Annotated in this window: 24 protein-coding genes and 1 pseudogene; 17 read left to right on the plus strand and 8 right to left on the minus strand. The window is 50.3% G+C overall.

Annotated features, from left to right (window positions below; translation table 11 throughout):
- Positions 1–4: 4 nt before the first annotated feature.
- The 10 genes and pseudogenes from EOE65_RS09795 to rdgC all read left to right on the plus strand — a co-directional run bounded on the left by EOE65_RS09795 (position 5) and on the right by rdgC (position 11,278).
- Positions 5–2,464 carry a heavy metal translocating P-type ATPase gene (locus EOE65_RS09795; RefSeq protein ID WP_127694138.1) on the plus strand — a complete coding sequence of 820 codons (2,460 nt, stop codon included), beginning with the start codon at positions 5–7 and terminating at the stop codon, positions 2,462–2,464.
- Between the two features lie 25 nt (positions 2,465–2,489).
- Entirely contained in the window at positions 2,490–2,678 is a 189-nt protein-coding gene (gene ccoS, locus EOE65_RS09800; RefSeq protein WP_127694139.1) for a cbb3-type cytochrome oxidase assembly protein CcoS, read from the plus strand.
- A 1-nt stretch (position 2,679) separates the two neighbouring features.
- Positions 2,680–3,342, plus strand: coding sequence for a sulfite exporter TauE/SafE family protein (locus EOE65_RS09805; RefSeq protein WP_127694140.1), 663 nt, complete (start codon positions 2,680–2,682; stop codon positions 3,340–3,342).
- Positions 3,343–3,419: 77 nt separating this feature from the next.
- Positions 3,420–4,811, plus strand: coding sequence for an oxygen-independent coproporphyrinogen III oxidase (hemN, locus tag EOE65_RS09810; protein WP_127694141.1), 1,392 nt, complete (start codon positions 3,420–3,422; stop codon positions 4,809–4,811).
- Between the two features lie 84 nt (positions 4,812–4,895).
- On the plus strand, positions 4,896–5,678 hold the full coding sequence (gene fnr / locus EOE65_RS09815) for a fumarate/nitrate reduction transcriptional regulator Fnr (protein WP_127694142.1): 783 nt from the start codon (positions 4,896–4,898) through the stop codon (positions 5,676–5,678).
- Positions 5,679–5,860: 182 nt separating this feature from the next.
- A pseudogene (locus EOE65_RS09820) lies at positions 5,861–6,403 on the plus strand (adenine phosphoribosyltransferase).
- 63 nt (positions 6,404–6,466) lie between these two features.
- A complete protein-coding gene (locus EOE65_RS09825) occupies positions 6,467–7,345 on the plus strand; it encodes an alpha/beta hydrolase (protein ID WP_127694143.1) in 879 nt (292 codons plus the stop codon).
- Positions 7,342–7,803: a thioredoxin fold domain-containing protein gene (locus tag EOE65_RS09830; protein WP_127694144.1), complete on the plus strand. Its 462-nt coding sequence runs from the start codon at positions 7,342–7,344 to the stop codon at positions 7,801–7,803. Before EOE65_RS09825 ends, EOE65_RS09830 begins: the two co-directional genes overlap by 4 nt.
- Positions 7,804–7,867: 64 nt before the next feature.
- Entirely contained in the window at positions 7,868–10,327 is a 2,460-nt protein-coding gene (hrpB, locus tag EOE65_RS09835; RefSeq protein ID WP_127694145.1) for an ATP-dependent helicase HrpB, read from the plus strand.
- Positions 10,328–10,369: 42 nt separating this feature from the next.
- Entirely contained in the window at positions 10,370–11,278 is a 909-nt protein-coding gene (gene rdgC / locus EOE65_RS09840) for a recombination-associated protein RdgC (protein ID WP_127694146.1), read from the plus strand.
- Positions 11,279–11,329: 51 nt separating this feature from the next.
- Here rdgC and EOE65_RS09845 read toward each other — a convergent pair whose 3' ends face one another.
- Complete coding sequence (locus tag EOE65_RS09845) at positions 11,330–11,971, minus strand: rhodanese-like domain-containing protein (protein WP_127694147.1); 642 nt, start codon at positions 11,969–11,971, stop codon at positions 11,330–11,332.
- A gap of 181 nt (positions 11,972–12,152) precedes the next feature.
- Between EOE65_RS09845 and queE the strand changes: the two genes are divergently transcribed.
- Positions 12,153–12,782, plus strand: coding sequence for a 7-carboxy-7-deazaguanine synthase (gene queE / locus EOE65_RS09850; RefSeq protein WP_127694148.1), 630 nt, complete (start codon positions 12,153–12,155; stop codon positions 12,780–12,782).
- On the opposite strand, the gene EOE65_RS09855 is transcribed toward queE, so the two are convergent.
- Positions 12,779–13,666, minus strand: coding sequence for a bile acid:sodium symporter family protein (locus EOE65_RS09855; protein ID WP_127694149.1), 888 nt, complete (start codon positions 13,664–13,666; stop codon positions 12,779–12,781). The genes queE and EOE65_RS09855 overlap by 4 nt on opposite strands.
- A gap of 430 nt (positions 13,667–14,096) precedes the next feature.
- On the opposite strand from EOE65_RS09855, the gene EOE65_RS09860 reads away from it, so the two are divergent.
- Both EOE65_RS09860 and EOE65_RS09865 read left to right on the plus strand, forming a co-directional pair.
- Complete coding sequence (locus EOE65_RS09860; RefSeq protein ID WP_127694150.1) at positions 14,097–15,248, plus strand: cation diffusion facilitator family transporter; 1,152 nt, start codon at positions 14,097–14,099, stop codon at positions 15,246–15,248.
- A gap of 299 nt (positions 15,249–15,547) precedes the next feature.
- On the plus strand, positions 15,548–16,567 hold the full coding sequence (locus tag EOE65_RS09865; RefSeq protein WP_127694151.1) for a GGDEF domain-containing protein: 1,020 nt from the start codon (positions 15,548–15,550) through the stop codon (positions 16,565–16,567).
- Positions 16,568–16,660: 93 nt separating this feature from the next.
- Here the strand turns inward: EOE65_RS09865 and EOE65_RS09870 are convergent, their stop codons facing one another.
- The 4 genes from EOE65_RS09870 to EOE65_RS09885 form a co-directional block, all read right to left on the minus strand.
- A complete protein-coding gene (locus tag EOE65_RS09870) occupies positions 16,661–17,215 on the minus strand; it encodes a hypothetical protein (protein WP_127694152.1) in 555 nt (184 codons plus the stop codon).
- 109 nt (positions 17,216–17,324) lie between these two features.
- Positions 17,325–18,452 (minus strand): ATP-NAD kinase family protein, encoded by a 1,128-nt coding sequence (locus EOE65_RS09875; RefSeq protein ID WP_127694153.1) that lies wholly within the window; start codon positions 18,450–18,452, stop codon positions 17,325–17,327.
- Positions 18,445–19,143: a flagellar brake protein gene (locus tag EOE65_RS09880; RefSeq protein ID WP_127694154.1), complete on the minus strand. Its 699-nt coding sequence runs from the start codon at positions 19,141–19,143 to the stop codon at positions 18,445–18,447. Before EOE65_RS09880 ends, EOE65_RS09875 begins: the two co-directional genes overlap by 8 nt.
- A 29-nt stretch (positions 19,144–19,172) precedes the next feature.
- A complete protein-coding gene (locus tag EOE65_RS09885) occupies positions 19,173–20,318 on the minus strand; it encodes a 4-phosphoerythronate dehydrogenase (RefSeq protein WP_240656965.1) in 1,146 nt (381 codons plus the stop codon).
- Positions 20,319–20,486: 168 nt separating this feature from the next.
- Here EOE65_RS09885 and EOE65_RS18030 point away from each other — a divergent pair, with 168 nt between their 5' ends.
- The 4 genes from EOE65_RS18030 (at position 20,487) to EOE65_RS09900 (ending at position 23,951) form a co-directional block, all read left to right on the plus strand.
- Positions 20,487–20,663: a hypothetical protein gene (locus EOE65_RS18030; RefSeq protein ID WP_164847071.1), complete on the plus strand. Its 177-nt coding sequence runs from the start codon at positions 20,487–20,489 to the stop codon at positions 20,661–20,663.
- Between the two features lie 122 nt (positions 20,664–20,785).
- Complete coding sequence (gene trpB, locus EOE65_RS09890) at positions 20,786–21,988, plus strand: tryptophan synthase subunit beta (RefSeq protein WP_127694155.1); 1,203 nt, start codon at positions 20,786–20,788, stop codon at positions 21,986–21,988.
- A 341-nt stretch (positions 21,989–22,329) separates the two neighbouring features.
- Positions 22,330–22,776 carry a pseudoazurin gene (locus tag EOE65_RS09895; protein WP_127694156.1) on the plus strand — a complete coding sequence of 149 codons (447 nt, stop codon included), beginning with the start codon at positions 22,330–22,332 and terminating at the stop codon, positions 22,774–22,776.
- A 386-nt stretch (positions 22,777–23,162) separates the two neighbouring features.
- Complete coding sequence (locus EOE65_RS09900) at positions 23,163–23,951, plus strand: FG-GAP repeat domain-containing protein (protein WP_127694157.1); 789 nt, start codon at positions 23,163–23,165, stop codon at positions 23,949–23,951.
- A gap of 144 nt (positions 23,952–24,095) precedes the next feature.
- Here EOE65_RS09900 and dbpA read toward each other — a convergent pair whose 3' ends face one another.
- Positions 24,096–25,481: an ATP-dependent RNA helicase DbpA gene (gene dbpA, locus EOE65_RS09905; RefSeq protein ID WP_127694158.1), complete on the minus strand. Its 1,386-nt coding sequence runs from the start codon at positions 25,479–25,481 to the stop codon at positions 24,096–24,098.
- Positions 25,482–25,633: 152 nt separating this feature from the next.
- Complete coding sequence (locus tag EOE65_RS09910; RefSeq protein ID WP_127694159.1) at positions 25,634–26,638, minus strand: extracellular solute-binding protein; 1,005 nt, start codon at positions 26,636–26,638, stop codon at positions 25,634–25,636.
- Positions 26,639–26,654: the final 16 nt, after the last annotated feature.

The following is a 26,654-nucleotide window of genomic DNA, read 5'->3' on the forward strand; positions in this document are numbered from 1 at the left end:
CTGAATGAATCAGCACGTACAAATGACTGATGAAGCTTGCTTTCATTGTGGACAAGAGATCCCAGAAGGCACCCATTTCACAGCGATCATTAGCGGTAAACCGCGATCGATGTGTTGTCCTGGTTGTAAAGCGGTGGCCGAGACCATCGCAGCAGGTGGCTTAGAGCACTACTACAAGCATCGTACGGGCGATTCATTCATAGCACCGGAACTCACGGGAAAGGACTTACCCAGCAACGTGCAAGCGGAACTGCAACTGTATGATAATGAGAACATACAGAAAGAGTTCGTGATTGATGCATCAGATACAGAGAAAGAAGCAACGCTGGTTATCGAAGGGATAACCTGCGCTGCTTGCGTCTGGCTGCTTGAGCACCACCTGGTTAAACAAGACGGTGTAGCCCAAGCATCTGTGAACTTAACCAATCACAGGGCGCGGATCCGCTGGAACAACGATGAGATATCTCTCAGCAGCATCATGGGAGCGATCTACAAAATAGGCTATCAAGGACACCCCTATCACCCAGACAAAGAGGAGCAGCTTCTCGAGCAGGAGAAAAAACGCGCTATTCGCCGTCTAGGGCTTGCAGGCCTAGGCATGATGCAAGTCATGATGCTCTCTATTGCTTTGTATGCTGGCGCTTTTCAGGGTATCGAAGCGAAGTATGCGCAGTTCCTGCGCTGGGCAAGCCTAATCATTGCAACGCCAGTTGTCCTTTACTCAGCTAGACCCTTTTTTATTGCTGCATTTCGAGATCTGAAGTCACGAAGCCTCAGCATGGACGTGCCTGTTTCTATCGCGATTGGCGGTGCTTACTTGGCTAGTGTATGGGCCACTTTTACCGCCAGCGGTGAGACCTATTTCGACTCCGTTACAATGTTCACTTTCTTCCTATTGATTGGCCGATATCTTGAGATGCAGGCCCGCCACAGGACTGGCCGGGCTGGCAATGCGCTCATGAACCTTCTACCCACCAGCGCCATAAAGCTGAACAACGACACCGAAGAGCTAATCCCGGCCACAGAGCTGGTTCCGGGCGATATCGTTATCATAAAACCAGGCCACACGGTTCCATCTGATGGCTATATCCTGTCAGGGCACACCTCAATCGATGAGTCGGCATTGACCGGCGAATACCTCCCTGTTAGCCGTCAAGAGGGGGATCACATCATCGGCGGAACGATCAACGTTGAAAACCCCATAAAACTCAAAGTTAGCGAAGTGGGAGCCAACACAAAGCTATCAGCTATCGTACGTTTGTTAGACAGAGCGCATGAAGAGAAGCCCACGGTTGCCAAAGTCGCCGATAAAGTAGCAAGCTATTTTGTTGCTGCAGTGCTCGTTACCGCCACTGTTGTTAGCTACATCTGGTGGCAAATTGAGCCAAAAGACGCATTTTGGATCACACTGTCCGTACTCGTGGTCACTTGTCCTTGCGCCCTTTCGTTAGCAACACCAACAGCGCTCACCGCGGCAACCGGCACATTGCGCCAAGCAGGACTGCTTATTACACGCGGGCACGTTCTAGAAAGCTTAGCTAGCGCAACCCATGTAGTATTCGATAAAACGGGCACCCTGACCGAAGGGAACCTGACGCTGAAAAAGACGGTACCCCTAGCGGATCTCGATAGCCCCAAGGTGCTCCAAATAGCCGCGGCGCTTGAGGCGCATTCTGAGCACCCTATTGCTAAAGCATTCCATCGTTACAAAGAGACCAACGCAGCGGATGTCAACGTTACTGTTGGACAAGGCTTGGAAGGCAAGGTTGATGGAAAGATCTATCGAATTGGCAAACCGGAATACGCGTCGCAGCTGTGCCATCAGGCTCTGTCGAATACTGACGCCCCGGATAACCATGGCCAATGGCTCTTGTTATGTGATCAAAACGCCCCTGTTGCTTGGTTCTCATTAAACGACCAATTACGTAAGGATGCTAAGCTCACCATCAAGCGACTGAAGTCGATCGGTATCACCACCGAGATCTTAACCGGAGACAGCTCTGCGGCCGTACAGGAAGTGTCCTCTGCACTTGATATAGACAAAACTACAGCCAATGTATCGCCACAAGAAAAGCTCAGTTATATACAAAAGCTTCAAGAGCAAGGCGCTAAAGTAGTGATGGTGGGTGACGGCATCAACGACATCCCCGTCCTTGCTGGTGCTCAAACTTCGATCGCCATGGGCAGTGCGACGGATCTTGCAAAGACTAATGCCGACGCTGTGCTCATCAGTAGTGAGCTTGCTAAGTTAGCCGATGCCGTCTTACTCGCACGTAAAACCCGAGTGATTATTAAAGAGAATCTAGGCTGGTCGCTATTTTACAATATTACGGCCCTTCCCTTAGCTGCGACAGGGTTTATCGCCCCATATATGGCAGCCATCGGCATGTCAGCTAGCTCTTTGGTGGTGGTCGGAAATGCCCTGCGTTTGACTAAACTTATTCGTAGAAAACCCGTAAAATGAGCCTTTGGCTTATTGAGTGTGCCTAATGGAAATTATCTTCCTTCTCATCCCCATCGCTATTATCTTGGTCGCCTTTGCTATCTGGGCTTTCTCGTGGAGCGTCAAATCTGGACAGTTTGACGACTTAGAATCCCCTGCACACAGCATCCTCTTCGAGGATGATAACGAGCTGATCCCAGACGACGCCAAACCAAAAGATAAAGACCGAGACTAACGTGTCAGAACCGCTGAGCGTCGTTACGGCTTTCGTACTCGGTTTACTAGGCAGTGCCCACTGTATGGGTATGTGTGGCGGTATCGCAGCAACTATCGGGTTGCGTCAACATCAAAAGCGAATCGATCACCTATTGGGTTACAACTTTGGCCGAGTGATCAGCTACAGCATCGCAGGTGCTTTGGTTGGTTCTTTGGGCTTCCTACTCAAAGGTGAAATCTTGGGCCTTGCCTTGCGCACGTTTGCTGGGCTCCTGCTCATTGCTATGGGTCTTTACATCGCTAAGTGGTGGCAAGGGCTGCTACAAGTCGAGAAGCTCGGCGGGTATGCATGGCACTTCATTCAGCCGTTTGCCGCCCGGCTACTGCCAGTCGAGTCAGCAAAGCAAGCTATAACACTGGGCTTTTTTTGGGGCTGGTTACCCTGCGGCTTGGTCTACAGTACGCTGCTGTGGAGTGCCACCGCTCAATCAGCCAGCCAAAGTGCGCTGCTCATGCTAGCCTTTGGTGTAGGTACCCTGCCCGCTATGTTACTAACGGGTATCTTGGCACAACAAGCACAAAGCCTGCTGGCAAATCAGTATGTGCGCTCTATTTCGGGATTGATGGTCATTGTCTTTGGTATTTACACAATCCCTTTTGCAGGTCTACAGGCACTGCTATAGCTTGATAAGTGTCAACGTCGTATTCGCAAGAACTCCCTATAATTTGCGCTTTTCGCTGTTAAACAGAGGTATAAGTTTTGAGCCATAACGCCACCATCTCTTGGGATCTAGATCTTATTAAACGCTATGATCTATCTGGACCGCGTTACACATCCTACCCAACAGCGATCCAGTTCGACAGCGAGCTGACCGAACCACAGCTCATCGAGTCTTCACAAACGACAGCGGATAAAACAGCACCGCTGTCGTTGTATGTACATATACCTTTTTGTGCTCACGTTTGTTATTACTGCGCTTGCAACAAAGTAATCACTCGCAACCGTAAAAAAGCCCAGCCGTACCTAGACACACTTTTTAAAGAGATTGAACAAGCAGGTACGCTCTACAGCAACAAACGCCAAGTTAATCAGTTGCATTGGGGAGGCGGTACGCCAACGTTTATCAGTGACGACCAGATGGTTGAACTAATGAACAAATTACGCGAGAACTTTTCACTACGCGATGATGACAAGGGTGATTACTCCATCGAGATCGACCCACGCGAAGCCTCTATGGAAACGCTCGAGACGCTACGCCGCATCGGCTTTAACCGCATCAGCCTTGGCGTACAAGATGTGCACCCAGAAGTCCAAGAGGCAGTGAATCGCGTGCAGTCGACGGAAGAAACGCAAGCGATCCTTGATAAAGCTCGCGAACTTGGCTTTAAGTCGATCAATATGGACCTTATTTATGGTCTGCCCCTGCAAAGCCTAAAACGCTTCTCGGAAACGCTGGATACCGTTATTGAGATGAGCCCAGATCGCTTATCAGTATTTAACTATGCGCATATGCCGGACCGTTTCCGCTCGCAAAAGCACATTAACGCAGAGGACCTCCCCTCCCCTGAAGAGAAGCTGGCCATCTTAGAGATGACGATTAATAAGCTACTCGATGCCGGCTATGTCTATATCGGCATGGACCACTTCGCAAAACCTGATGACGAGCTTGCTGTTGCACAGCAAACCGGCCATCTACACCGGAATTTTCAAGGCTATACCACCCACTCAGACTGTGATCTTGTTGCGATGGGCGTCTCGGCAATCAGCCAAATCGGGGATGTTTACTATCAAAATCAACACGATATTGCTGCGTACTCGCAAGCCGTGGAAGAGCGCAGTACTGCGATCAAGCGCGGAGTCACACTAAATGACGACGACAAACTCCGCCGCGCTGTCATCACCCAACTTATTTGCCATTTTGAGCTTGATATCAGCACTATCGAACAGCAGTTCAATATCGCGTTTAAAAGCTACTTTGAAGAGGAGTTAGCTGAGCTGGCAAGCTTTGCAACCGATGGTCTTGTGGCTCTGGAAGACAACGCAATCACGGTTACACCCGCTGGTCGACTTTTAATTCGTCGCATATGTATGACGTTTGATGCTTATATCCCCAAACAGCAGCCAACGAAAGGATTCTCACGAATCATCTAATGTTTACTTTCAGGAAAGCCTGAAATGTTACATAATTTCCGTTGAGTAGCCGCTCGCATGTTTAAACCAACACAGGATATGGCCATGAGTGATACAAAAAAAGAAGGGATACTACACAGCTTACAGCAAGCGCATTGTAATACTTGCAGCTTGAGTTCCTTATGCCTGCCTGTTTCATTGAACTTGACGGAGATGGAACGCCTCGACGATATCATCGAGAAAAGCCGCCCACTTAAAAAAGGCGAGCACCTTTTCCATCAGGATGAGCCTTTTGAGTCTGTTTACGCGATCCGCGCAGGTAGCGTAAAAAGTTATACCATCACCAACGAAGGTGAAGAGCAGATTACGGGGTTCTACTTCCCCGGTGAGCTGGTAGGCTTAAGTGGTTTTGATAATACGATCTATCCTGTCTCCGCCAAAATTCTAGAAACAACGACCGTTTGTGAAATCCCATTCGAGAATCTCGATAACTTATGTGGACAGCTTCCAGAGCTACGCCGGCAAGTTATGCGCACGATGAGTAAAGAGATTCGTGATGATCAGCAAATGATGCTCTTGCTCTCGAAAAAGAATGCAGAAGAGCGTGTTGCTACATTTTTAGTCAAACTATCGCAACGTTTCCAAGCGCGTGGTTACTCCCCATCGAAGTTCCGCTTATCAATGTCGCGTAATGAAATTGGTAACTACTTGGGTCTTGCGGTTGAAACAGTGAGCCGTATTTTCACACGCTTCCAGAAAAGCAATTTCATCACCGTCGATGGTAAAGAGATCGAGTTGTTAGATCTGGATCACCTGTACACTTTAGCAGGCGAGTGCCTCGCGGGTGAATGCCCTGAGGAAAGCGACGTTCAGCAGTTATCGATTTAACGATTGCTGGACAAAAAAAGACGCCGTTCTAGAAGAACGGCGTTAATTTAGTTGCACAAAGAAGTAGCCATCTCTATGTGTAACCCAACGTCTTAATTAAAACCCGACTTCCCCTATTCGTACATTGAGCCACATCAATTAGACTCTATGTGGTTACACGACTTATCAGGAGTGCACTTTCCATGTCCTATGACGAGTACTACGTCAAATCGGTTGTTCGAGCTATACCCGACTGGCCAGAGCCTGGCGTGATCTTTCGTGATATCACACCGATTTTCAAAGACCCAAAAGCACTACGGATGGTGTCTGATGCATTTGTACAACGATATATGGATGCCGACATCACCCATATTGCTTGTATCGATGCACGTGGTTTTCTAATCGCTTCAATCATGGCATACCAGCTACAAATCCCGCTGGTGCTGGTACGAAAGAAGGGTAAACTGCCGGGTTAAACCGTCTCTCAATCTTACGAGCTAGAATACGGAACTTCCGAAGTTGAAATGCAGACTGACGCTGTTGCCGAAGGCGATCGCGTGCTGGTTTTTGATGATCTTATCGCCACCGGCGGCACCATTCTGGCAGCTTGCACATTGATCAAGAAATTGGGAGCTGAGGTGGTCGAAAGCGCAGCACTGATTGACCTACCCGATTTACAAGGCTCCGCACGCATCCAAGGTGCAGATATTCCTGTCTTCACCATGTTGGCCTACGAAGGTCTCTAGGCATTCGTTTGGGCCTCTGCTATTGTTTTCGATATAAGCTTATAACAATAAAAGAGGCTCACTATGTTCAAGCGATCGCTCGCAACACTGCTCCTGTCAGTACCCACGCTATCTCTGGCCGCACAGCAGGTCACGATACCTTTCAACGGTTTAAATCTTGGCGCTAACTTAGCGATCGCAGAAGGTAGTAGTTTGTCTGACAATATCGTTGTGTTGACCCACGGAACGCTCGCACACAACGAGATGGAGATCATCGCGACACTGCAGTCTTTACTGAGTGACGAGGGGATAAACTCGCTAGCGGTCAACCTAAGCTTGGGGCTGAACTCACGCCAAGGCATGTACGACTGCGCCGAGCCTCACCAACATAAGCACTCCGATGCCGTCGCCGAGCTCAATGCTTGGGCGGACTGGTTAGCCACTCAAGGGGCTACACAACCTATTTTTGCCGGCCACTCGCGCGGCGGCAACCAAACGGCGTGGTTCGCAGATACATACCCAGAAAAAGCCAAAGCGCAGGTATTGATTGCCCCTGCGACATGGTCAGAAGATGACGCGCAGGAAAGCTATCAAAAGCGCTATCGCACACCACTCGATGGCGAGCTACAACGAGCAAAAGCAAGCGACCAGAGCGCTTGGCTGGATACAGCCGGCTTTATCTACTGCGAGAATGCACGTGTAACAGCATCAAGCTTCGTTGATTATTACGCGCCTAACCCTCGCTTTGATACACCAACGCTTTTAAAAACAGCAAGCGTACCTACGTTAGTCATCAGCGGCAGTGAAGATAACACCGTCCCTGATCTGCCTGAAAAGATGCCAAATGTGGATAACTCGCATGTCACTTATTACAACATAGAAGGCGCAGATCACTTTTTTCGGGACCTCTATGCTGACGAAGTGATCGAACAGATCGTCGAATTTATGGATACATTAGAATGATCAAACAACTGATTGCTCTGTGCCTGTTAACCGTAGCGTTTAGCGCGCAAGCCAAAGATAGCTTGCTGCGCGCCACGGATTTCAGCAACACAGATTCTCACCAAAACAAGCATGTCTATGTCGTACTCGTAAGCCGCTATGATTGCAGCTACTGCGATCTGGTTCGGGAAGATTTTTTGTTGCCTCTCGAGCGGCAAGCCAACCGAGCCTACCCCGCTCAGATTCGCGAGCTCAAAGTCGACAGTGACAAGCTGCTAGTCGACTTCGATGGTGCGCAAATATCCCCCAAAAAGTTCGCAGCACGCTACAACGCAAGCTTTACTCCAACCCTGCTCTTTTTGAATCAAGATGGCGCTCAGGTCCACCAGAAATTAGTGGGGATCAGCAATAAGGAGTTTTACGGCTACTACCTCGACCAAGCGATTGAGCAATCTTACCAGGCACTCAATACTCAATAGCGGCTTTACAAAAGGCAGCGCGCTTTTTACAGTGCGCGCTCTATCTCCAAACGAGCCATAGCCAATGATGTCACTTCCTATTGATTCGGTTCTTCCGTCCATACAAAACGCATTGGCAGATAAACATGAGCTCATCCTAGAAGCACCGCCGGGCGCAGGTAAAACCACGGCTGTTCCCCTTGCACTTCTAAACCAACCTTGGCTAGGCGCGCAGAAAGTTCTGATGCTTGAACCTCGCCGTCTTGCGGCACGCAATGCGGCACAGCGCCTAGCTCACAACTTAGGTGAACCACTTGGACAAACAATTGGGTTGCGCACCAGAACAGACACGAAAGTCAGCCAAACGACCCGTATAGAAGTGATGACCGAGGGCGTGCTGGTAAGGATGCTGCAAAACGACCCGAGCCTGGATGGCTATGGCCTTGTTATCTTCGATGAGTTTCACGAGCGCAACCTAGATAGCGATCTGGGCTTAACCCTGCTGCTGGAAGCTCGCGAGCTACTGCGCGATGAAGCTCCGCTCAAAGTGCTGCTCATGTCCGCCACACTGGATCGCCTCGACCTTGAAAAGCTCCTGCCAGATGCCGCACAGGTGCGCAGCGAAGGGCGGGCATTCCCTGTCGAGGTTCACTACAGCGCTCCCTGGAGCAACTCGCAACAGTTACCAGAGCGGGTCAGTGAAGCGATTCAACAGGCGTTAGCGAACGAAACGGGATCGCTACTGGTCTTTTTACCCGGCGTCGCGGAGATCCGCAAAGTTCAAACCGCGTTGGCGGGAAAACTCGACACATGTTGCTTAGTCACGCCATTGTACGGCGACCTATCCATAGAGCAGCAACAGGAAGCGATTCAACCCGCTCCCAAAGGCCACCGTAAAGTCGTACTCACCACGGCGATTGCTGAGACGAGCTTAACCATCGACGGTGTTCGAGTCGTGATCGATGCAGGACTTAGCCGCACGGCGATCTACGACCCACGTACGGGTATGAGCCGCCTTCACACACAGCGTGTATCAAAAGCTGCCAGTATTCAGCGTGCCGGTCGTGCCGGCCGTACCGAGCCCGGCTGCTGCTATCGGCTTTGGTCTGCTGAGCAGCAAGACCAATTAGCACCCCAAGCTCCCATCGAGATTGAACACGCCGATTTAAGTGCTCTAACACTGCAACTACATCAGTGGGGCTGCCACGACCCAAGTGACTTGCAATGGTTAACGCCCCCACCAAAAGCACGGCTCGAGCAAGCAGAAGAGCTGCTCACAAAACTTAACGCACTGGCACAGGATAGCTCCGGGGCAAAGCGCTTAACCCCGTGTGGTGAGAAGATGGCTAAGCTGCCATTACACCCACGCTTAGCACATATGCTTGTTGTTGCTGAAACACTTCAATTAGCGCCAGAAGCGGCGCTGCTAGCGAGCCTTTTCTCGGAACGGGATCCCTGCTTTGGCCAAGGGTCCGAACTGGCAAAGCGTCTTCACTGGTTGCGGCAACATCGCAGCCATCCAACGGCTAAACGTATTATTCAACAAGCGAAGCGCCTTTGTCGTACCGCTGACGCACAGGACAATATCAGTGACAACGCACTTGCTCAGCTTGTCGCTGCCGCGTGGCCAGACCGTATCGCCCGAGGAGATGGCGCTGGCCAGTTTCAGCTTGCTAATGGCCGTCAGGCAACATTACCCGCAACAGATCCGCTGAGCCGCAGTACATGGCTTGTTGTTTGCGATCTGGGCGGACGTGCTGATCAAGCCCGCGATACCATCTGGGTGGCTCAAGTACTGGATCACCAGCTACTCAACTCAGAGCTTGCCCACCTAACCCGAACAGAAACCACCACTGAATGGGATGAGCAAAAGAGTCGTGTGGCTGCCTTCGAACACGTGGTCATCGACAAACTCGTGCTAGCGCGCCGCCCCATCGCGATGACGCCCGATCTGCACGCCCAAGCGCTTTGCCAGCACATTCGGAGGCAAGGCGTAGATGTGCTCCCATGGTGTGAGAAGAGCCGAGCACTGCGCCAGCGTGTACAGTTTGTCGCGCGCCAAGCCACCGATTGGCCTGATTGGTCAGATGCAGGCTTACTTGCGTCGCTCGATAGTTGGCTCATGCCCTTTCTGGGTTCAACCTCGCGTTTAAGTAGCCTCAATATGGCGCAGATACTGCTCTCTGCGCTCAGTTGGCCACAGCAGCAGGCACTCACCGAAAAAGCACCGGAGCGCTTAACCGTGCCCTCTGGCTCGAGTCTTCGCGTCGATTACAACACTCACCCACCGGTACTCGCGGTTAAACTCCAAGAGATGTTTGGTTGCACCGAGACCCCACGTATCAACGGAACAGCATTAACGTTACATCTGCTCTCACCCGCCGGCCGTCCACTGCAGGTTACCCAAGATCTGACAACTTTTTGGCAAAATGGCTATCCGGAGGTACGCAAAGAGATGCGTGGACGCTATCCTAAGCATCCTTGGCCTGAGGATCCTGTTACCGCCATAGCAACGGCCAAAACCAAGCGACACCTCAATAACTGATCGAATCAGCGACGCAGCCTTAAGACAATTCAAGGACACAGCATGTGGTTTAAAAACCTAATCTTTTACCGCTTCACCGAATCACCAGACTATCAAGTAGAGCAGCTAGAGCACGCGCTGGAGGAGCATCGCTTCTCACCCTGCAAAAGCCAAGAGCTAAGCCGCTTTGGCTGGATAGCACCACATAGCGCGATGGATCAACAACTGGTCTTTGCGGCGCAAGGCGCATACCTGCTCACTGCGCAAAAGGAGGAGAAAATTCTTCCTGCCAATGTGATCAAGAAAGCACTTCAAGAAAAGGTTGCCGTGATTGAGCGTGAGCAGGCACGTAAGGTGTACCGTAAAGAGCAGCTGCAACTTAAAGATGAGATTATACTCGATCTACTCCCAAGGGCATTTAGCCGTTACCAGCAAACCAGTGCTTTGGTCATGCCGCGCAGTGGGCTCATTGTTGTGGATAGCGCCTCGCATAAGCGCGCCGAAGAGCTGCTCAACCTGCTGCGCAACAGCTTAGGCTCACTGCCCATAGCCTTACCCGATGTGCATCATGCTCCTGCGGTTGTCATGTCTGAGTGGCTGCAGAAAAATCGCGATAGCGTGCCCTTCACCTGCTTAGACGAGTGTGAGTTAAAAGAGCCCGGCGATGAAGGCGGTGTTATCCGTATCAAAGGCCAAGAACTGTTCAGTGATGAAATTATCGCCCATATCGAAGGGGGCATGCAGGTCACAAAATTAGCCGTCGCATGGGATGAAACACTTAACTTTGTGATTCAAGATGATCTTTCTTTGAAGCGCGTAAAACCCACCGAGGAGCTATCGCAAACGCTAAATGAAGAGGCCTCAGAGGACCCACTCGTACGTTTAGATAGCGACATATCGCGCTTAGCACTGGAGTGCCAGAAACTCTATCCGCAATTCATGGATGCTTTTGGCGGCCAGATCACCCGTTAATCGCGAGTAGTCAAGGCAGCGTCAGCGCGCTGCCTTTGCAAATCGATAAGATTATTCGGCAGCCTCGCCGACAACCGTAAACCCAAGACTCGTCCACGCCTGCATACCGCCACGGTAGTACTTTATCTTCGCTGCCGGATAACCAAGCTCAAGCATCGCGCGCACCATAGCTGGGGTCTGTCCACACCAGTAGCCGTTACAGAACATAGCCAAAGTCTTAGCACCGCTAAAATCATAGGTACCATCGGAGGCTTTCTTCGCACCGAACTCATCCAGCGCCCAATCGCGCTCCTCGGCATCCTTCATCATGGTGTAAGGAAAGTTGACCGCCCCGGGAATCGTTAACCGCTCGTGCCATCCGACGGTGCGCGTATCAACAACCATGACATCATCCGATTTATCAGCCTGCATCATATAATCAACAAACTCGCGTTCACCGAGCGTTTCCACCTTGTGGGGTGCAAAAGGATGCATCGGCTGTGGCATACCACGGAACGTGGTGGCATAGAGCTCTGAGATACGGTTATCTTTGCTCTGGTTTCGCATCACCTCAATCGGTTCGCCGTCGTGCTGGATCGTAAATGAGAAGAGCCCTGGAGCGATCATGGCTTTGCCGCCGCCCTCTGCGTAAACGCCTGTTGATGCCACCATCGCCCCTGTGACCACAAGAGCTGCAAGAGATCGTTTGAACATGATAATCCCACCTTAGAATATGCTTATTTTTATTAGATATAAGTAATGTTATACACCAGCGCCGATCTATACGCCACGTTCCGCGCTAAGACTTACGAATAAGCCGTCCTCGATCTTGATTCACAGCCTGTGCGCAGTAAACTACTGCCCTTTCTTTGAACAACCCCAGGTGCTTGATCCCATGTACAGTGTTAAAGAGATGTTTTATACCCTACAGGGAGAGGGAGCCCATGCGGGAAGACCAGCCGTTTTCTGCCGCTTTACAGGCTGCAATTTATGGTCAGGTCGTGAGCAAGATCGAGCCAAGGCGGTCTGCGATTTTTGCGATACTGACTTCGTTGGTACAGACGGTCAGAATGGTGGTAAGTTTGCCACCGCACAGGATCTTGCGCAGCGGATCGCGAGCTTCTGGCCCACCCCTGAAGGTATTCCATTTGTGGTCTTTACCGGCGGCGAGCCTGCACTGCAGCTAGATACCCCACTTATAGATGCAGTGCATAAAGTAGGGTTTGAAGTCGCCATCGAGACAAACGGCACCAAACCACTCCCCGAGGGTATTGATTGGATCTGCGTTAGCCCAAAGGGAAGCTCCGATGTGATCATCACGCAAGGGCACGAGCTTAAGCTTGTCTATCCACAGGCTGCCGCCATGCCTGATCGCTTTGCAGGCGCTGATTTCGAGCACTTTTATTTACAGCCCATTGATAGCGCCGCTGAGCCAAACAGCACTCAACAGGCGATCAAGTACTGTATGCAGCACCCGCGCTGGAAGCTAAGTTTGCAAACCCATAAAATTATCGGGATCGACTAACTGGGCGGCATCACCCATCGCGATTTTCCCGCTGGCAGGTTCCGATATAACACCAATAAGATTGCCGGAACTTGCATCAAAATCCCGTACATCAGCACCACGGTAGACATCGCTTGATCTTGCAATACCGTCCCGGTGATCACCAGTGCCAAACCGGCATTTTGTATCCCCGTCTCGATACCCAAAGTCAGCGCCTGCTCCCATGGCAGGCGAGCTATACGAGCGATCAGCGCACCTAAAGCCATAGCCCCTACTGAAAGCGTTAACACAGCAGGCACTGCGACACTCGACAGCTCCCATAACTGATCGCGATTCGCCACCAGCAAGCCAATCACAACGGTCAGCATAAACAGCAGCGAAGCCCACTTGATAACCGGCTGTAAACGCATCGCAATAGCGACTTTATAATGGCGCAGCCACATCCCCAGCGCCACTGGCAACAGCGAGATCACGATGAGCTTGGTGATGGTTTGCAGAATAGGCACGTTCACCTCCACCGAAAGACCCATAAAGTAGCCAACGGCAACGTAGGACATCAGCGGTAAGGAGAGTGGCGTTACAACGCTGGCTAAGGCTGTCAAACTAACGGAGAGAGCCGTATCTGCTCGACATAAATAGCTGATCATATTGGAGGTCGCACCACCGGGCGCAAACGTTAAGATCGCAATACCTACCGCATAGACCGGTGGCAAAGAAAACACGCAGATAACCAGAAAGCCAAACGCTGGTAGGCCAACTAATTGCAATGCGACACCTAACACAACAGGCTTTGGCTGCTGCGTTAAGCGCAAGAAGTCAGCCGGTGTCAACGAGAGACCAATCCCGAACATGATCAAAAACAGAGCCACCGGCAAGAGCAATTGGGAAAGATTTGCGCTATCCATCTCGTTTGTTCATCCAACTAATGTCGAAATCAGCATCCTAGACCCTTGTTACACCCGAGACAACCGTTTAGTAACCCGCGATACCAACACTGGCGGGGCTTGAGGGGGAATGTTAACAGTTACTGTGGATAACTTTGTTAGTAGCGTCACAGAAAAGTCTTACACCCCCCGAAAAAGCGTAACATAAGACGATTTGTTTATTTTTTATACATATGTTTTATATCATAAAAAACAGTAACTTATGTGCCTTTAAGTCAAGTTTTTAGACATTTTCCTATCACTTTCTTAGAGCCCACAAATGGTGCGGGTTTGCAGGGTGTCAACCCCTAAATTAGGCTTTTTCTATTAACAGGGAAAGGCAATATCGGCTCAAACTTGTTCTGTGATTTGCTAATATGAGTGGCAACATCAACTTGGAAGGACTTTTGGCATGAGCCAGCTATCGGATCGAAATAAGGCAGCGAAGCGGGTTACCCTGATAGGTGCAGCACTCGATGGTGTCTTGGGCCTCATGAAAATCGTTGCGGGTATCTTTGCCCACTCCGCAGCGTTGATTGCCGATGGTATTCACTCCCTCTCAGACCTCTTTACCGACTTCCTCGTTATCTTCGTGTTCCACATTGCCGATGAGGAGCCGGACGAATCCCACCCTTGGGGTCATGCACGCTTTGAAACGATGGCGACAGTCATCTTGGGCACGATTTTAATTGCCGTTGCGGGTGCGCTGGCACTGGAGAGCGCTCAACACTTTTTTAACGCAACCGATATACCAACGCCCACATGGCCAGCTTTACTGGTAGCTCTGATATCAGTCGCTGCAAAAGAGTGGATTTTCCGCTACACCTTAGCCGCCGGTAAAAAGCTTAAATCAGACCTGTTAATTGCAAATGCTTGGCATAGCCGCAGCGATGCACTCTCTTCCATTGTGGTTTTGGTTGGCGTCGCAGGCGCGATGCTGGGCTGGATATGGCTGGATCTACTTGCGGCGATTGCCGTTGCTCTCTTAGTCGGAAAAATTGGTTGGGACCTCACTTGGAACAGTATCAAGCAGCTCGTCGATACAGCGCTACCTGACGATCAAGTGGCTGCGCTGCGCGATACGGTTCTTGAGGTGGACGGCATTCAAGATGTGCATAGTTTCAAAACCCGCCGGATGGGCAGCAAAGTTCTTTTAGAGATGCATCTGCAGGTAAACCCTCGATGCAGCGCTTCTGAGGGCCACTGGCTTGGCGATATGGCCGTTTATCAACTCAAAAAGCGATTTGATGACCTCGGTGAAGTGATCTTCCATGTCGATACATTTGACGACGAACCGCAAAATGTTTGCCGAATCCTTCCGGCGCGTCAACAAATACTGGCAACTCTAAATAACGCGACGCCCGATCTCCTCCCTTGGCAACACAGTGAAATCCAGCTCTTCTATTCCCATGACCATGTCGATATCGAGCTGCAGCTAACCGAAGCACGTTTAGCGGCACTGAGCCACCAGCAGCTAACCTGTGAGGCCCTGCACCAACACTTTGAGCAGACGCTCTCACAACACGAATGGCTAGGAAAATTACGTATTTGGCGAGCTGCCTAACGCTCTTACTGGCAAAGAACACGCCTTGTCCTCGAAAAAAGAGACTCCGAAAAGAACCTCAATGCAGGAGGTTTACGCTAATTTAGACTAAGGTTGGATAAAGTGTTGCTAACTCCTGACTAAAATTTAAAGGAAAGCAATATTGTGCCGATAGCTATCTCAAATCGACCAACATTCGTTTTTAAACAAGCGTTTAAATCCAAACTAAACGAGGTTATATTGTTGGCAAAGTAGTTAATGTGTTTATCGTCAGACACATTAGGACCATCAATCTCCTGAGCCCTTTGCGATAGGTGTTTATGAAGTTCGCTGAAAACTCTAACCAGTCCGCCGAGTATCTTCGCCAAGCCATACCGCTGATGGTGAAATACAATATTCCACCTAATCCATTGAACTATGCGCTTTGGTATACCTATGTTTCAAACAAACTGCCATCGCTCAATACACAGATGGACCAGACGCTGGAGACCTACGGGACCTGCCCAACACTGCTAGGCGAACAGATGTTTCGTGAACACGTCATCAGCGATGAGGTAGCGGAATCAGAGCAAGCACAAAACCAGTTGATTGCACTGACACAGAACTTGCAAGAGCATGCCCATACTGCGGCTGAACACACCAGTAGCTTTGGCGTTGTATTGGAAGATAGTTTAGCTGAGCTATCAGAGCCGGTGAATAACGGTGCTGAGCTCGAATCTATTATTACCCGCTTAGCCGAAAACACCGCCTCTATCAGCCAAACCACTAATGAGTTTCAAGAGAAGATAGCCGCCGCACAAGCGGAGATTGCATCCTTAAAGGAGGAGCTGCAACGTACACGCCAAGATGCGCGTGTAGACGCTCTGACAGGCCTGTTCAACCGCCGTGTATTTGACGCAGAGCTAGAACAAATTGCCGGTTCTAAAAGCGATAAAGTGACCACACTGGTCATGATCGATATCGACCACTTCAAGCAGTTTAATGATAACTATGGCCATCTCATGGGCGATAAGGTTTTGCAGTACTTCGGTAAAGTACTCAAAGAGACTTGCAAGGAACCTGCTCTACCAGTTCGTTACGGCGGCGAAGAGTTCGCCGTGCTTATGATTGGTCAAAGCGCGAAGGAAGCGGCCGAGCTTGCTGAAGGGCTACGGAGCAAGATTCAAGCAATACGCATTAAGCAGAAAAAGTCTGGCAAAGTCATCAGCTCCATCACCGCATCGTTTGGTATCTCACAACGCACCGAGAATGAGTCAGCAGAGCAAACGATCGAGCGCGCTGATAAAGCCCTTTACCGTGCGAAAGAGAACGGACGAAACCGGGTCGAGATCGCAGATTAAGCAGCGAGCACCCCACCAGCAACGCCTCGAAAAAAGGCGTTGCTCTAAGACTAAAAAAGGCCTCATAAGAGGCCTTTTTTAGTGCACATCATCTTAGATTTTATTGTGTGCTTTGAACTTCGCCATCAACGCTGTTGGCTGTTTCTTTTTGTTCGAGCTGTTCAGTACGTAAACAACTGTTTGCTGCTGTGGGCCTGCACCAATCACTGTGTAGCGATATGGTGCTTCACCAACTTGGCGCATCGCTTTCATATCTTCTAGGCTGTCGAACACATACAAACGGCCATCTTCAGCACGAATCTCGCCATAGAAATCATCAGCCGCTTGCAGCGTGCCTTTGAACATCTCTACACCCGCAATGCCAGACAGTTTTTTCTTATCTTTGCCACGCAGACCGTGAACCAACGTTTCACCGTGTGGACCGCCACCGATAAACACTTTACGGTAAGAGGTCTCACCTACCGTCAGGAACTCTTGGTAAACGTCGAAGTCATCAAACACGTAGTAACGGCCTTCGTGAACCACTTCATAAAGATCGTCGTTGTTCAACTCAGGGGCTGCTGCCGCTGTTTTAGTTTGTGTCGCTTGGCAGCCATATAAGCTGAACAACGCACCAGAGATTAAGATACCCGCGAATAGTTTTTTCATTGTTTTGCCCCAACTAGCTCTATGCAAATTTGAGGCAAAATTTAAAGCAAAAACATGACACTAATATTGCAGCTTATAAACAGCAGCCAATACCCTGCTACTGCCCTGACTAAATCTCTGCAACGCGATAGAGCACCGAATCATGGTAGCCGGTTGTCACAGGGATTAGGCCAGCGAGTTCTCGATCTAGCTCAGGGTCACCACTGTCGACGATCAGAGAACGCCCTTCGAGCGCTTTTAACTTGCTCTTAGTGGCGATGACAATCAGGTTTTCTTTACCCACTTGGCGAATCAATGCAGGCGATAACTGCTGATTTCCACGCCCGAGGATATGCCCTTGCCCACCGATCAAAGTGATCACTACTTTTGCATCGACACCAGCGGTTAACTGCAGTAAGTCTGACGCGGTGCAGTCTTGCTTTACCAAAGCACCATCTTCGATAACATCCACACCTAATAGCGTATTCTCTAGGCCCAATTCATCCATCACTGCTTTGACGGTGGTGCCCGACCCCATCACATAACGCACACCAGGCTCTAAACGCTCCACAACATCCGCTGCGATATCAGCAACAACAAGCTCCTCAACCTCTTTCCCCCCCTCTTTCACATGCTGCATATAGCGGTGTTCTTGGGGTACTTGCAGCTCGCCGTAATACTTGGCGCGCACACGCCCTTCGCGGAACTGCGCCTCATCAATATCGCGCACCTCTTGATTCATTAAGGTGACAAGCTCACCACGCACAAGCATCGCAACGACTTCGCCAGCCGCTTTGGGGGTCACCGCATAAACACCAGAATGGATCTTCACGCCAGCAGGAATACCTAAAACCGGAAACTGCTCGGGCAATGCGTGGCAAATATTACGGGCAGTGCCATCTCCGCCAGCAAACAGGATCAAGTCAACACCCGCCTCAAATAGCGCGATAGCGGCTTTTTCAGTATCTTCAGCGGTGGTAGCACCGGTGGTAATCTGACCAAGCACTGTTGGATTGAATCCCGCCTCGCGCGCCACCTGCTCTCCCATCTCACCGGGATAGGTCAACACCTCCATGGGTAACGCTTTAAATACTTCGAGTGCGGTTAACGTGCGCTGCTGAGCTTTCGGCTCTGCGCCTAGCGCTAAGGCCTGCGCCGCTGTATCAGCACCGTCACTCCCTTTAAGTGCAACACTACCGCCAACACCCGCCAGTGGATTGACGATTAAGCCCAAACGAAACAGTTGTTGATTACTCATCTCTTAAATAACCCAATTCTGTAAGATACTGTTGATAGACAAATGCGCTGACTAGCAGCTGGCTATCCTCCTCCATGGACTCAAACTCAAACCCTTGCATCACCACCCCGCCCACACTTTGTTGCACCGAGCGCAACACCGCAGAGAGCAGCACAACCTGATCTAACCGATGCACCCGAAAGCGCAATGTTAGATAGAAACGATCACCCACTTGGCCTAAGCGCTCGGGCGACTCAATACTCACACCACCTAGGCCGATATCGCGGCATAAGAGGACCCGCGGCAAGCCCAGCTGGCTGCTTTTCATTTCGTCTTCATGATCCACCGACACCGCCATGCGCACCGGTATTCGGTCGTATTGGCGTAGGCGGCTGGTCTCAACCTGCGTAGGAAAGCTCAAATGCCAATGAGGAAAAGGCGCATGATGTGCTTTCACCAAACGGCTCGTAAAGCGGCAATGGTAGTTACCCGCTTGCATACTCACATTGACTTGAGCGCCCTCTAAGGCAAGCGTATTAACTTGCCCTCTGGGTGCGCTTATGATCACGCTCTTCTCTGCTTTAAAGCCGATAAAATTAAGAGAAAAGCGCTTTTTACTCTGGATAAACTGCACCGTAACGTTTTGGCCAATCTCGGGGCTTAGCTCAGATAACGCGCGGGATGAAGTAGAATCAGGAACCGATGGCAGCATGTCGACCTCTTATAAACACGCAGCCCAGCTTACGCTAAATCAACCGAAAAACCGATGGCACGCAACTGCTCTCTCAAAGCTCGGTCGCGCAAGCCAATCACACGGAGAGAAGCAAACTCGCGGCGCACCGGGTACTGTTTGCGCAAGAGATCAAAACGCACAGGCTGATCATCACACACCAGTGTTTTTCTCATCCGTCGATCATCGTGCAGTGGGTCATAAACCATATTGATTAGTGCAGAGATCGTTACATCATCGCTCACCGTTACAGCGTTTACAGCCGCCACCGGCAGAAACTCGCTGAGGTCAGGCGGTTGTGGTGCATCTAGCACCGTTGCCGCCGCCTGTCGTAGCATATGTGTACCACGCAGCTTGCCATCAAGGCTGTATCCTGCGATATGCGGCGTAGCGATATGCACACGTGCAGCAAGCGTAGCGTCTACCTGCGGCTCGTGTTCCCATACATCTAAAATGGCAGTGACATCTGTTCGCTGCTGCAAAAAGCCCAGCAGCGCTTGATTATCGATAACAGGCCCGCGCCCAGCGTTGAGCAACACCGCACCCAACTTCAATCGCTCTAATTCTGCCTCGCCCACTAGGTGATAACTTGGCCATTGCCCCGTTTTTACGAGCGGCGTATGTAAACAGATGACGTCCGCTTGAGCGAACACCTCATCTAAGGCGATAAAACCCGATTCACCCGCCGCATGTCGAGGAGGATCATTCTTGAGAACCTTCACCCCCAGAGCTTCTAAGCGCTGACATAAGCGCCCCCCCACATTACCAACACCGACCACGCCAACCGTTTTATCCAAGAGTGATTCACCACGCTCTTCAAACAGGTTAAAGAGCACCGCAAGGTCGTATTCGACAACCGCATCTGCATTACATCCCGGCGCGTTAAAGAACGGAATGCTGCGGCTGGTCAAATAGTCTTTATCCAAATGATCTGTTCCGATCGTTGCAGTACCGACCATTTTGAGGTGCTTCGCTGCGTCTAGTAATGCGGCATCCACCTGTGTAATTGAGCGTACCAAGAGGAGATCGGCATCCGCCACATCACCGGCTGACATCTGGCGACCAGCCACTTGCTTAAGCACCACATCGCCCGAAAACATTGCTGCCAATCCAGGAATGTTCTCATCTGCCACAATTTTCAGGTTATTCTTCAACAAATCCGGCTCCAGACTTTACAAACGACGCGCATTAAGGCTCAATTCGGCGCCACATAATTAAGCTGCTCATTCTACAACGATTGGTACCCACCTGTGATTGCTCACTGGCGAAAAAATCAAGACTATCTCGTCATACGGCTATACCAAGACCTTGTTGGAGACTGGGTGGTGTCCGAAAGCCGCGGCCAGTTCCAAGTGCCCACCAGAACTGAGTATTCGCGTACCATTTTGCACTCATACCAAGAAGCACGCCAAATGGTGCTAAGCCTAAGCAAGCAGCTACGCTGTGAGGGCTATAAGAAAACAATCGCCAGCGAAGAGCAGCTCGGTTTTCAGTTCGATTAACCACACGCTGCGTGCATCTTTTGTATAAGTAAATCACCGTATAAGTAGATTCCGGTTGCGCTCTCTTTTATAGTTTCAGAAAACGATACTGAAAGACTGATACCCATCAAGAGAGATGTAACATGAGCAAGTTTGACTTTGGCCAAATGCCTGATAGAGAAGGCTTCTTCGGAGAGTTCGGCGGACAGATTATTCCGCCTGAGCTCAAAAAAATCATGGACGAGATCGATCAAGCGTACGAAGAGATCCGCCAAAAGCCAGAGTTCCAAGAAGAACTTGCGTCTCTACTCACTGATTTCGTTGGCCGCCCCAGCCCAATCTATTACGCACGCCGCTTAACTGAAAAGCTTGGCGGGGCTCGCATCTTTTTGAAGCGCGAAGACCTAAACCATACTGGCGCGCACAAAATCAATCACTGTTTGGGCGAAGCACTCCTTGCGAAGTACATGGGTAAAACCAAAGTGATCGCTGAAACAGGCGCAGGCCAACACGGCGTTGCACTGGCAACAGCATGTGCCCTTGTTGGTATCCCATGCGAGATCCACATGGGTCAGGTCGACATAGAAAAAGAGCACCCTAATGTCACGAAGATGAAAATTCTGGGCTGCAAATTGGTACCAGTGACACGCGGTACAGCTACGCTCAAAGATGCCGTTGATAGCGCCTTTGAGGAGTACCTAAAAGACCCTGTTAGCTACATCTACGCCATCGGTTCAGTGGTTGGCCCACACCCGTTCCCAAAAATGGTTCGCGATTTCCAGTGCGTAATCGGCCAAGAAGCACGCCAGCAGTTCCAAGAGAAAGAGGGCAAGCTGCCTAACTACATTACGGCTTGCGTTGGCGGTGGCTCGAACGCTATGGGCCTCTTTACCGCGTTCCTGAATGACGACGACGTCAATATCGTTGGCGTAGAGCCAGCAGGCAAGGGCCTTGCAACAACTGAGCACTCTGCAACACTCACGCTCGGTAAGCCTAGCGAAATCCATGGCATGAAGTGCTACGTCCTAGAAGATGAAAATGGCGAACCAATGCCGGTTCACTCCATCGCATCAGGCCTTGATTACCCAGGCGTTGGCCCACAGCACAGCTACCTAAAAGAGCTAGGCCGCGTTAACTACGAAACGGCATCGGATGAAGAGTGTCTTGACGCTTTTATGACGCTCTCCCAAGTAGAAGGCATTATCCCTGCGCTTGAGAGTTCCCATGCGGTGGCTTGGGCGATGCGCAAAGCGGCTGAGTTACCAAGCGACCAAACCATTTTGGTTAACCTATCTGGCCGCGGTGACAAAGACGCCGATTACGTTGCAAACAAATTAGGGCTGTAAGCTCTGAAATAAAAAGGATTAGATCTTATTTATCAATCATTTACTGATTTAGGTTTGATCTAGTCCTTTCTACTCTCTTGCAAACCCTTTCTACACATTCGCACACTTTCTTGCCTTTCCCAGCCCTGCGTTAAGCCCTAAGCTTTGTCCCCTCACCCGTTACGTTAGATACCCTATCTCCCCCTCACTGATAGATCTCCACTTCTGTCTGTAAAGGCTGCTTTGCACATTGAACGACACATCCTAACCGCGCGTACAACCCTCAACACGATTGAAAGTCTTTTAAGAAAAACATCAGAATGATTCTCTTTAACAACCATAGGATTAATTGGATGATAGCTATGAATAGAAAGATTTTTACCGCTACCGCAGCTCTGATGCTCAGCTCACAGTTGGTATTCGCCGCAGAGCATACAGTACAAATGAAAAATGTCGGAGCTGATGGAACTATGGTTTTCGAGCCTGCCGTTCTAAACGTGGCTGTCGGTGATACCGTTCACTTTGAACCGACAGATATGGCGCACAACTCTGAATCCGTTACTAATCTGATCCCTGAAGGCTCAGCTGGCTGGAAAGGCGCGATGAATCAGAAAGTATCCTTTACAGTGGATAAAGAAGGCGTTTATGTCTATAAGTGCACGCCTCACACAATAATGGGAATGGTTGGCGTAGTGGTAGCTGGAAGCCCTACCAATCTGGAAGAGATTAAAACGCAGTCTGCTTCTCTAAGCGCAACTTTTGTTATGAACAAAGATCGCCTAACGAATTACCTAAACCAAGTTAAGTAACACGCAAAATTGATACAAACGTGATCCCGGCGCACTCATTCACAACCGCTCAAACGAGTGCGCCGATCACGTCACAAAGACTTGTTACGCTAGCTCGGAATTTCGAAGCAAGGATCAAGTTCTGTCTTTCAGTTAAGGCAACTATTTTTGAAACATCACTTTGCCCGTTAGTTCTGCGTCTGCGCTATTGCTGCTTTTAAAACAGCAATTTCAATTTGTTTCTATGACACCTACAGTTCCAAACAACGGTATCTAGTGCTAAGCGCAACACACCAATACTGCCCTGCACATTGACCACCAACCGAAAACAATCTTATAAAGCCTAGGCAGACCCAAAACTACGAACAGCTTTTGCAGCACTCTCAAAACTACTGACACACACCACTATGATGACCTCAAAGGTAAAAAAGACTACCAAGTGGCTTGCGCTATTCAGCACTCTCATCACACCAAGTGTGCTTGCCGAGTCGAAATCCGCAGTCTGTGCCGAGCAGATATCGGCCAGTTATAGCCAGCCAACACGGCGCTATGCCCATGGAGTACTGGGCGACACTATCGAATACGGGGGGCTGACCGTAACGACGCGTTACTCTGAAAGCCATTGCCCAGCCACCCCCAAGGTGCAGGAGGCAACATTGCCTGAATCGATGGTTTTCGAAGACCTTACCCCCCGCTTGGTAGACCTAAACAATGATCAAAAGCCAGAGATTATTACCATCGAATCCTCAGTGGCTGAGGGAGCACGGCTTGCAATCTGGGGGATCGAAAACGGCACACTAACACGGCTAACCGCCACGCCAACTATCGGCCAAGCCTATCGCTGGCTAGCACCCATCGGCGCGGCCGACTTGGACGGTGATGGCCATATGGAGATCGCCTATATCGACCGCCCTCACCTTGCTCAAACCTTGCGTATCTGGCGATACCAAGACAACAACCTTGAGCAGATTGCTAGCTTAGCTGGTTTAACAAACCACCGTATCGGCGAGGACTTTATCTCTGGCGGCATTCGACAGTGTGGACAAACCGCTGAACTGATTACAGCCGATAGCGGATGGGCCAATGTGGTTGCAATCAAGCTGAGCAACGGCGCACTCACAACGGAGAAACTAGGGCGCTTTAGGGGCCAGCAAAGCTTTGCTAAGGCACTCAAGTGTATGCCGCTTGATCAGTAAAAATAGGTTGCTAAAGCGGTTGGCGTTTATAAGCAGATATCTATGCACTAGACCGTAAAACAACCAGAAAGACAGAGTAGAACGGGGCCAAATCCGTGCAGATTACGTTTATTTGGCCCGTTTGGAGACTCGTTGCGCAACAACTTACAGACGACGCACTCGAACGCTTCGCCCTTTGATTTTGCCATTTTGCAGCTTATCCAGCGCGTCCCGCGCGATCTCGTTCGCAACGGAAACATACGCCCATGTCGAGCCAACTTTGATCTTACCAATCTGCTGTGCGCTCAGTTGCTTATCGCCGGTTAGCGCCCCTAAAATATCACCCGGACGAATCTTCTGTTTTTTACCGGCAGCAAGTTGCAGCGTGGTCATCGATGGGATCAAACGAAATCCGCTAGTAAGGTCAGATGAAGGCAGCACATCGGGGCTAGCCACAGGATCAAAGCCATCCGGCAGCTCTAGCTGAGCAATACGGTGCGCCTCTTTTTCGCTAAACAACGTGCAGGCCGCTCCGCTGCTATCAGCACGGCCGGTACGCCCGACGCGGTGGGTATGCACCTCAGGATCGAACGCCACTTGGTAGTTAATCACCAGATCAATATCGTCGATATCAAGCCCACGTGCAGCCACATCGGTAGCGATTAACACCGACAAACTGCGGCTAGCAAAACGCACCAACACCTGATCACGATCTTTCTGCTCAAGATCGCCGTGAATCGCCATTGCACTGATACGGCGCTCACTCAAATACTCACACAGCTGCTGCGTCTCTTTTTTGGTATTACAGAAGATAATGCAGCTAGTTGGTTGATGTTTAGCCAGCAGCACATGCGTGGCTGCAACCCGTGCTTGGTCATCCGCAACGCGATAAAACGACTGGGAGATGCTGCTTTGCTCATGCAAAGATTCAACCTTTACCATCGCAGGGTTATGCATCACCCGTTCGGCAATCTTTTGAATCTGCTCTGGGAATGTTGCACTAAACAGCAAATTTTGGCGCTGTGCCGGTAGCTGATCAACGATACGATCTAGGGTGTCTTGAAAGCCCATATCGAGCATTCGATCGGCCTCGTCCAACACCAAGGTGTTCAGCTCGCTCAGGTCAAGGCGGCCCTTATCTAGGTGGTCTTCGATACGCCCCGGCGTACCCACAATAATGTGAGCACCATGCTCTAACGATCCAATCTGTGGGCCCATAGGCATACCGCCACACAAGGTCAGCACCTTAATATTGTGGATACCACGCGCTAATCGGCGCACCTCCACCGCAACCTGATCCGCCAACTCACGCGTAGGACACAACACCAAGGTCTGAATACGAAAGCGCTTGTCGTTCAGGTTGTTTAACAGCCCTAAACCAAACGCAGCAGTTTTACCGGAGCCGGTTTTACCTTGGCCAATCAGGTCTTTACCAGCGAGCATCTGCGGCAAGCTTTGCGCCTGAATCGGCGTCATAGAGGCATAGCCCAGCGTGGATAAATTGCTGATTAGTTCAGCACGAAGAGGAAGCGAAGCGAAAGAAGTGTTCAAGGCAGGTCATCTCAGTTGTGTGAGCCGCGATTATAACGCGTCTACACCACAAATGCTGCGCTATATCTTGCACCCAAACAGTGGCGGCGCTGCCCTAAACAAGCAAGGAAGGGGTCTGTCTGCTAAGGCAGCACCGTACTGTAAACAGAAAACTACTGATAACCCACGTTGGTTAGAATCTGCTGGGCCGTACCAGACAGCCGCAGGGCATGGTCTAACGATGTTTTATCTTCTTTAAAGCGTCCCCATTTAGCGATCTCACGTGGTGGGTATACTTTCGGATGTACAGGGTACTCCATGCTAATTTTTGCATATTGTACTTGGGCCTCTTTGGTCGTCAGCCACTCGACAAAATCCAACGCTTGCGCCCTGTTTTTCGCGTGTGCAGTTACGCCAACGGCTGTGATGTTCATGTGCACGCCATCAGTATCTTGGTCTGCCCAAAACAGCTTTAAGGGTGTTTGCGGGTCTTCTCTTTTTAATCGGGCATAGTAGTAGGAGTTCACCATTCCGACATCACACTGGCCCTCTCGAATGGCTGCGATAATCTGATCATCATCGGCTAACGGTGGAAGCGCCAAGTTAGCAACCCATCCCTTAATCACCTCGGTTGTCCGTTGTTCACCCCACTTTGCTACCAGCGTCGAGATCAACGTACGGGTGTATTCAGCTTGACTGGTACGGAGGCATACACGGCCACGCCATTTTGCGTCAGCTAGCCCAGCATAACCGTCTAAATCAGACTCTTTGACACGGTCTGTATGATAAATCAAAGTGCGGGCTCGCTTAGAAAAAGCAAACCAAGTATCGTCTTTAGCCCGCAGATGCTCCGGGACGTTTCGCTCTAGTGTTCTCGATACCAACGGAGCGAGCAGTCGCTTAGCGGTCGTATTGGCAAAGTTTCCGACACCTGACGCTAACAATACATCAGCTTTCGTCTCGGCCCCCTCCAGTACCAAACGCGATACCAACATAGGAGCTGGTGCGATCACGTAACCAACCGCTGTACCCGTTTCACGCGAATATTGGTCCAGCATTGGCTTTAGATAACTCGCATTTTTTGAGGAGTAAACCATTAGCTCATCCGCCGCTGCCACCGAAAAGGAGGCAAACATCAGTGCGGAAAAGCACATGTTCAAGAATGTCTGTTTTTTCATAGTGTAATCCTTTAGA

The organism is Neptunomonas marina, from assembly GCF_004005935.1.
In the GTDB taxonomy this organism is placed as follows: domain Bacteria; phylum Pseudomonadota; class Gammaproteobacteria; order Pseudomonadales; family Balneatricaceae; genus Neptunomonas; species Neptunomonas marina.

Coding starts and splice junctions, on each gene's coding strand:
- EOE65_RS09795 (WP_127694138.1), top strand. CDS start 5: ATGAATCAGCACGTACAAATGACTGATGAAGCTTGCTTTCATTGTGGA.
- ccoS (WP_127694139.1), top strand. CDS start 2,490: ATGGAAATTATCTTCCTTCTCATCCCCATCGCTATTATCTTGGTCGCC.
- fnr (WP_127694142.1), top strand. CDS start 4,896: ATGAGTGATACAAAAAAAGAAGGGATACTACACAGCTTACAGCAAGCG.
- EOE65_RS09825 (WP_127694143.1), top strand. CDS start 6,467: ATGTTCAAGCGATCGCTCGCAACACTGCTCCTGTCAGTACCCACGCTA.
- EOE65_RS09830 (WP_127694144.1), top strand. CDS start 7,342: ATGATCAAACAACTGATTGCTCTGTGCCTGTTAACCGTAGCGTTTAGC.
- hrpB (WP_127694145.1), top strand. CDS start 7,868: ATGATGTCACTTCCTATTGATTCGGTTCTTCCGTCCATACAAAACGCA.
- rdgC (WP_127694146.1), top strand. CDS start 10,370: ATGTGGTTTAAAAACCTAATCTTTTACCGCTTCACCGAATCACCAGAC.
- EOE65_RS09845 (WP_127694147.1), bottom strand. CDS start 11,971: ATGTTCAAACGATCTCTTGCAGCTCTTGTGGTCACAGGGGCGATGGTG.
- queE (WP_127694148.1), top strand. CDS start 12,153: ATGTACAGTGTTAAAGAGATGTTTTATACCCTACAGGGAGAGGGAGCC.
- EOE65_RS09855 (WP_127694149.1), bottom strand. CDS start 13,666: ATGGATAGCGCAAATCTTTCCCAATTGCTCTTGCCGGTGGCTCTGTTT.
- EOE65_RS09860 (WP_127694150.1), top strand. CDS start 14,097: ATGAGCCAGCTATCGGATCGAAATAAGGCAGCGAAGCGGGTTACCCTG.
- EOE65_RS09865 (WP_127694151.1), top strand. CDS start 15,548: ATGAAGTTCGCTGAAAACTCTAACCAGTCCGCCGAGTATCTTCGCCAA.
- EOE65_RS09870 (WP_127694152.1), bottom strand. CDS start 17,215: ATGAAAAAACTATTCGCGGGTATCTTAATCTCTGGTGCGTTGTTCAGC.
- EOE65_RS09875 (WP_127694153.1), bottom strand. CDS start 18,452: ATGAGTAATCAACAACTGTTTCGTTTGGGCTTAATCGTCAATCCACTG.
- EOE65_RS09880 (WP_127694154.1), bottom strand. CDS start 19,143: ATGCTGCCATCGGTTCCTGATTCTACTTCATCCCGCGCGTTATCTGAG.
- trpB (WP_127694155.1), top strand. CDS start 20,786: ATGAGCAAGTTTGACTTTGGCCAAATGCCTGATAGAGAAGGCTTCTTC.
- EOE65_RS09895 (WP_127694156.1), top strand. CDS start 22,330: ATGAATAGAAAGATTTTTACCGCTACCGCAGCTCTGATGCTCAGCTCA.
- EOE65_RS09900 (WP_127694157.1), top strand. CDS start 23,163: ATGATGACCTCAAAGGTAAAAAAGACTACCAAGTGGCTTGCGCTATTC.
- EOE65_RS09910 (WP_127694159.1), bottom strand. CDS start 26,638: ATGAAAAAACAGACATTCTTGAACATGTGCTTTTCCGCACTGATGTTT.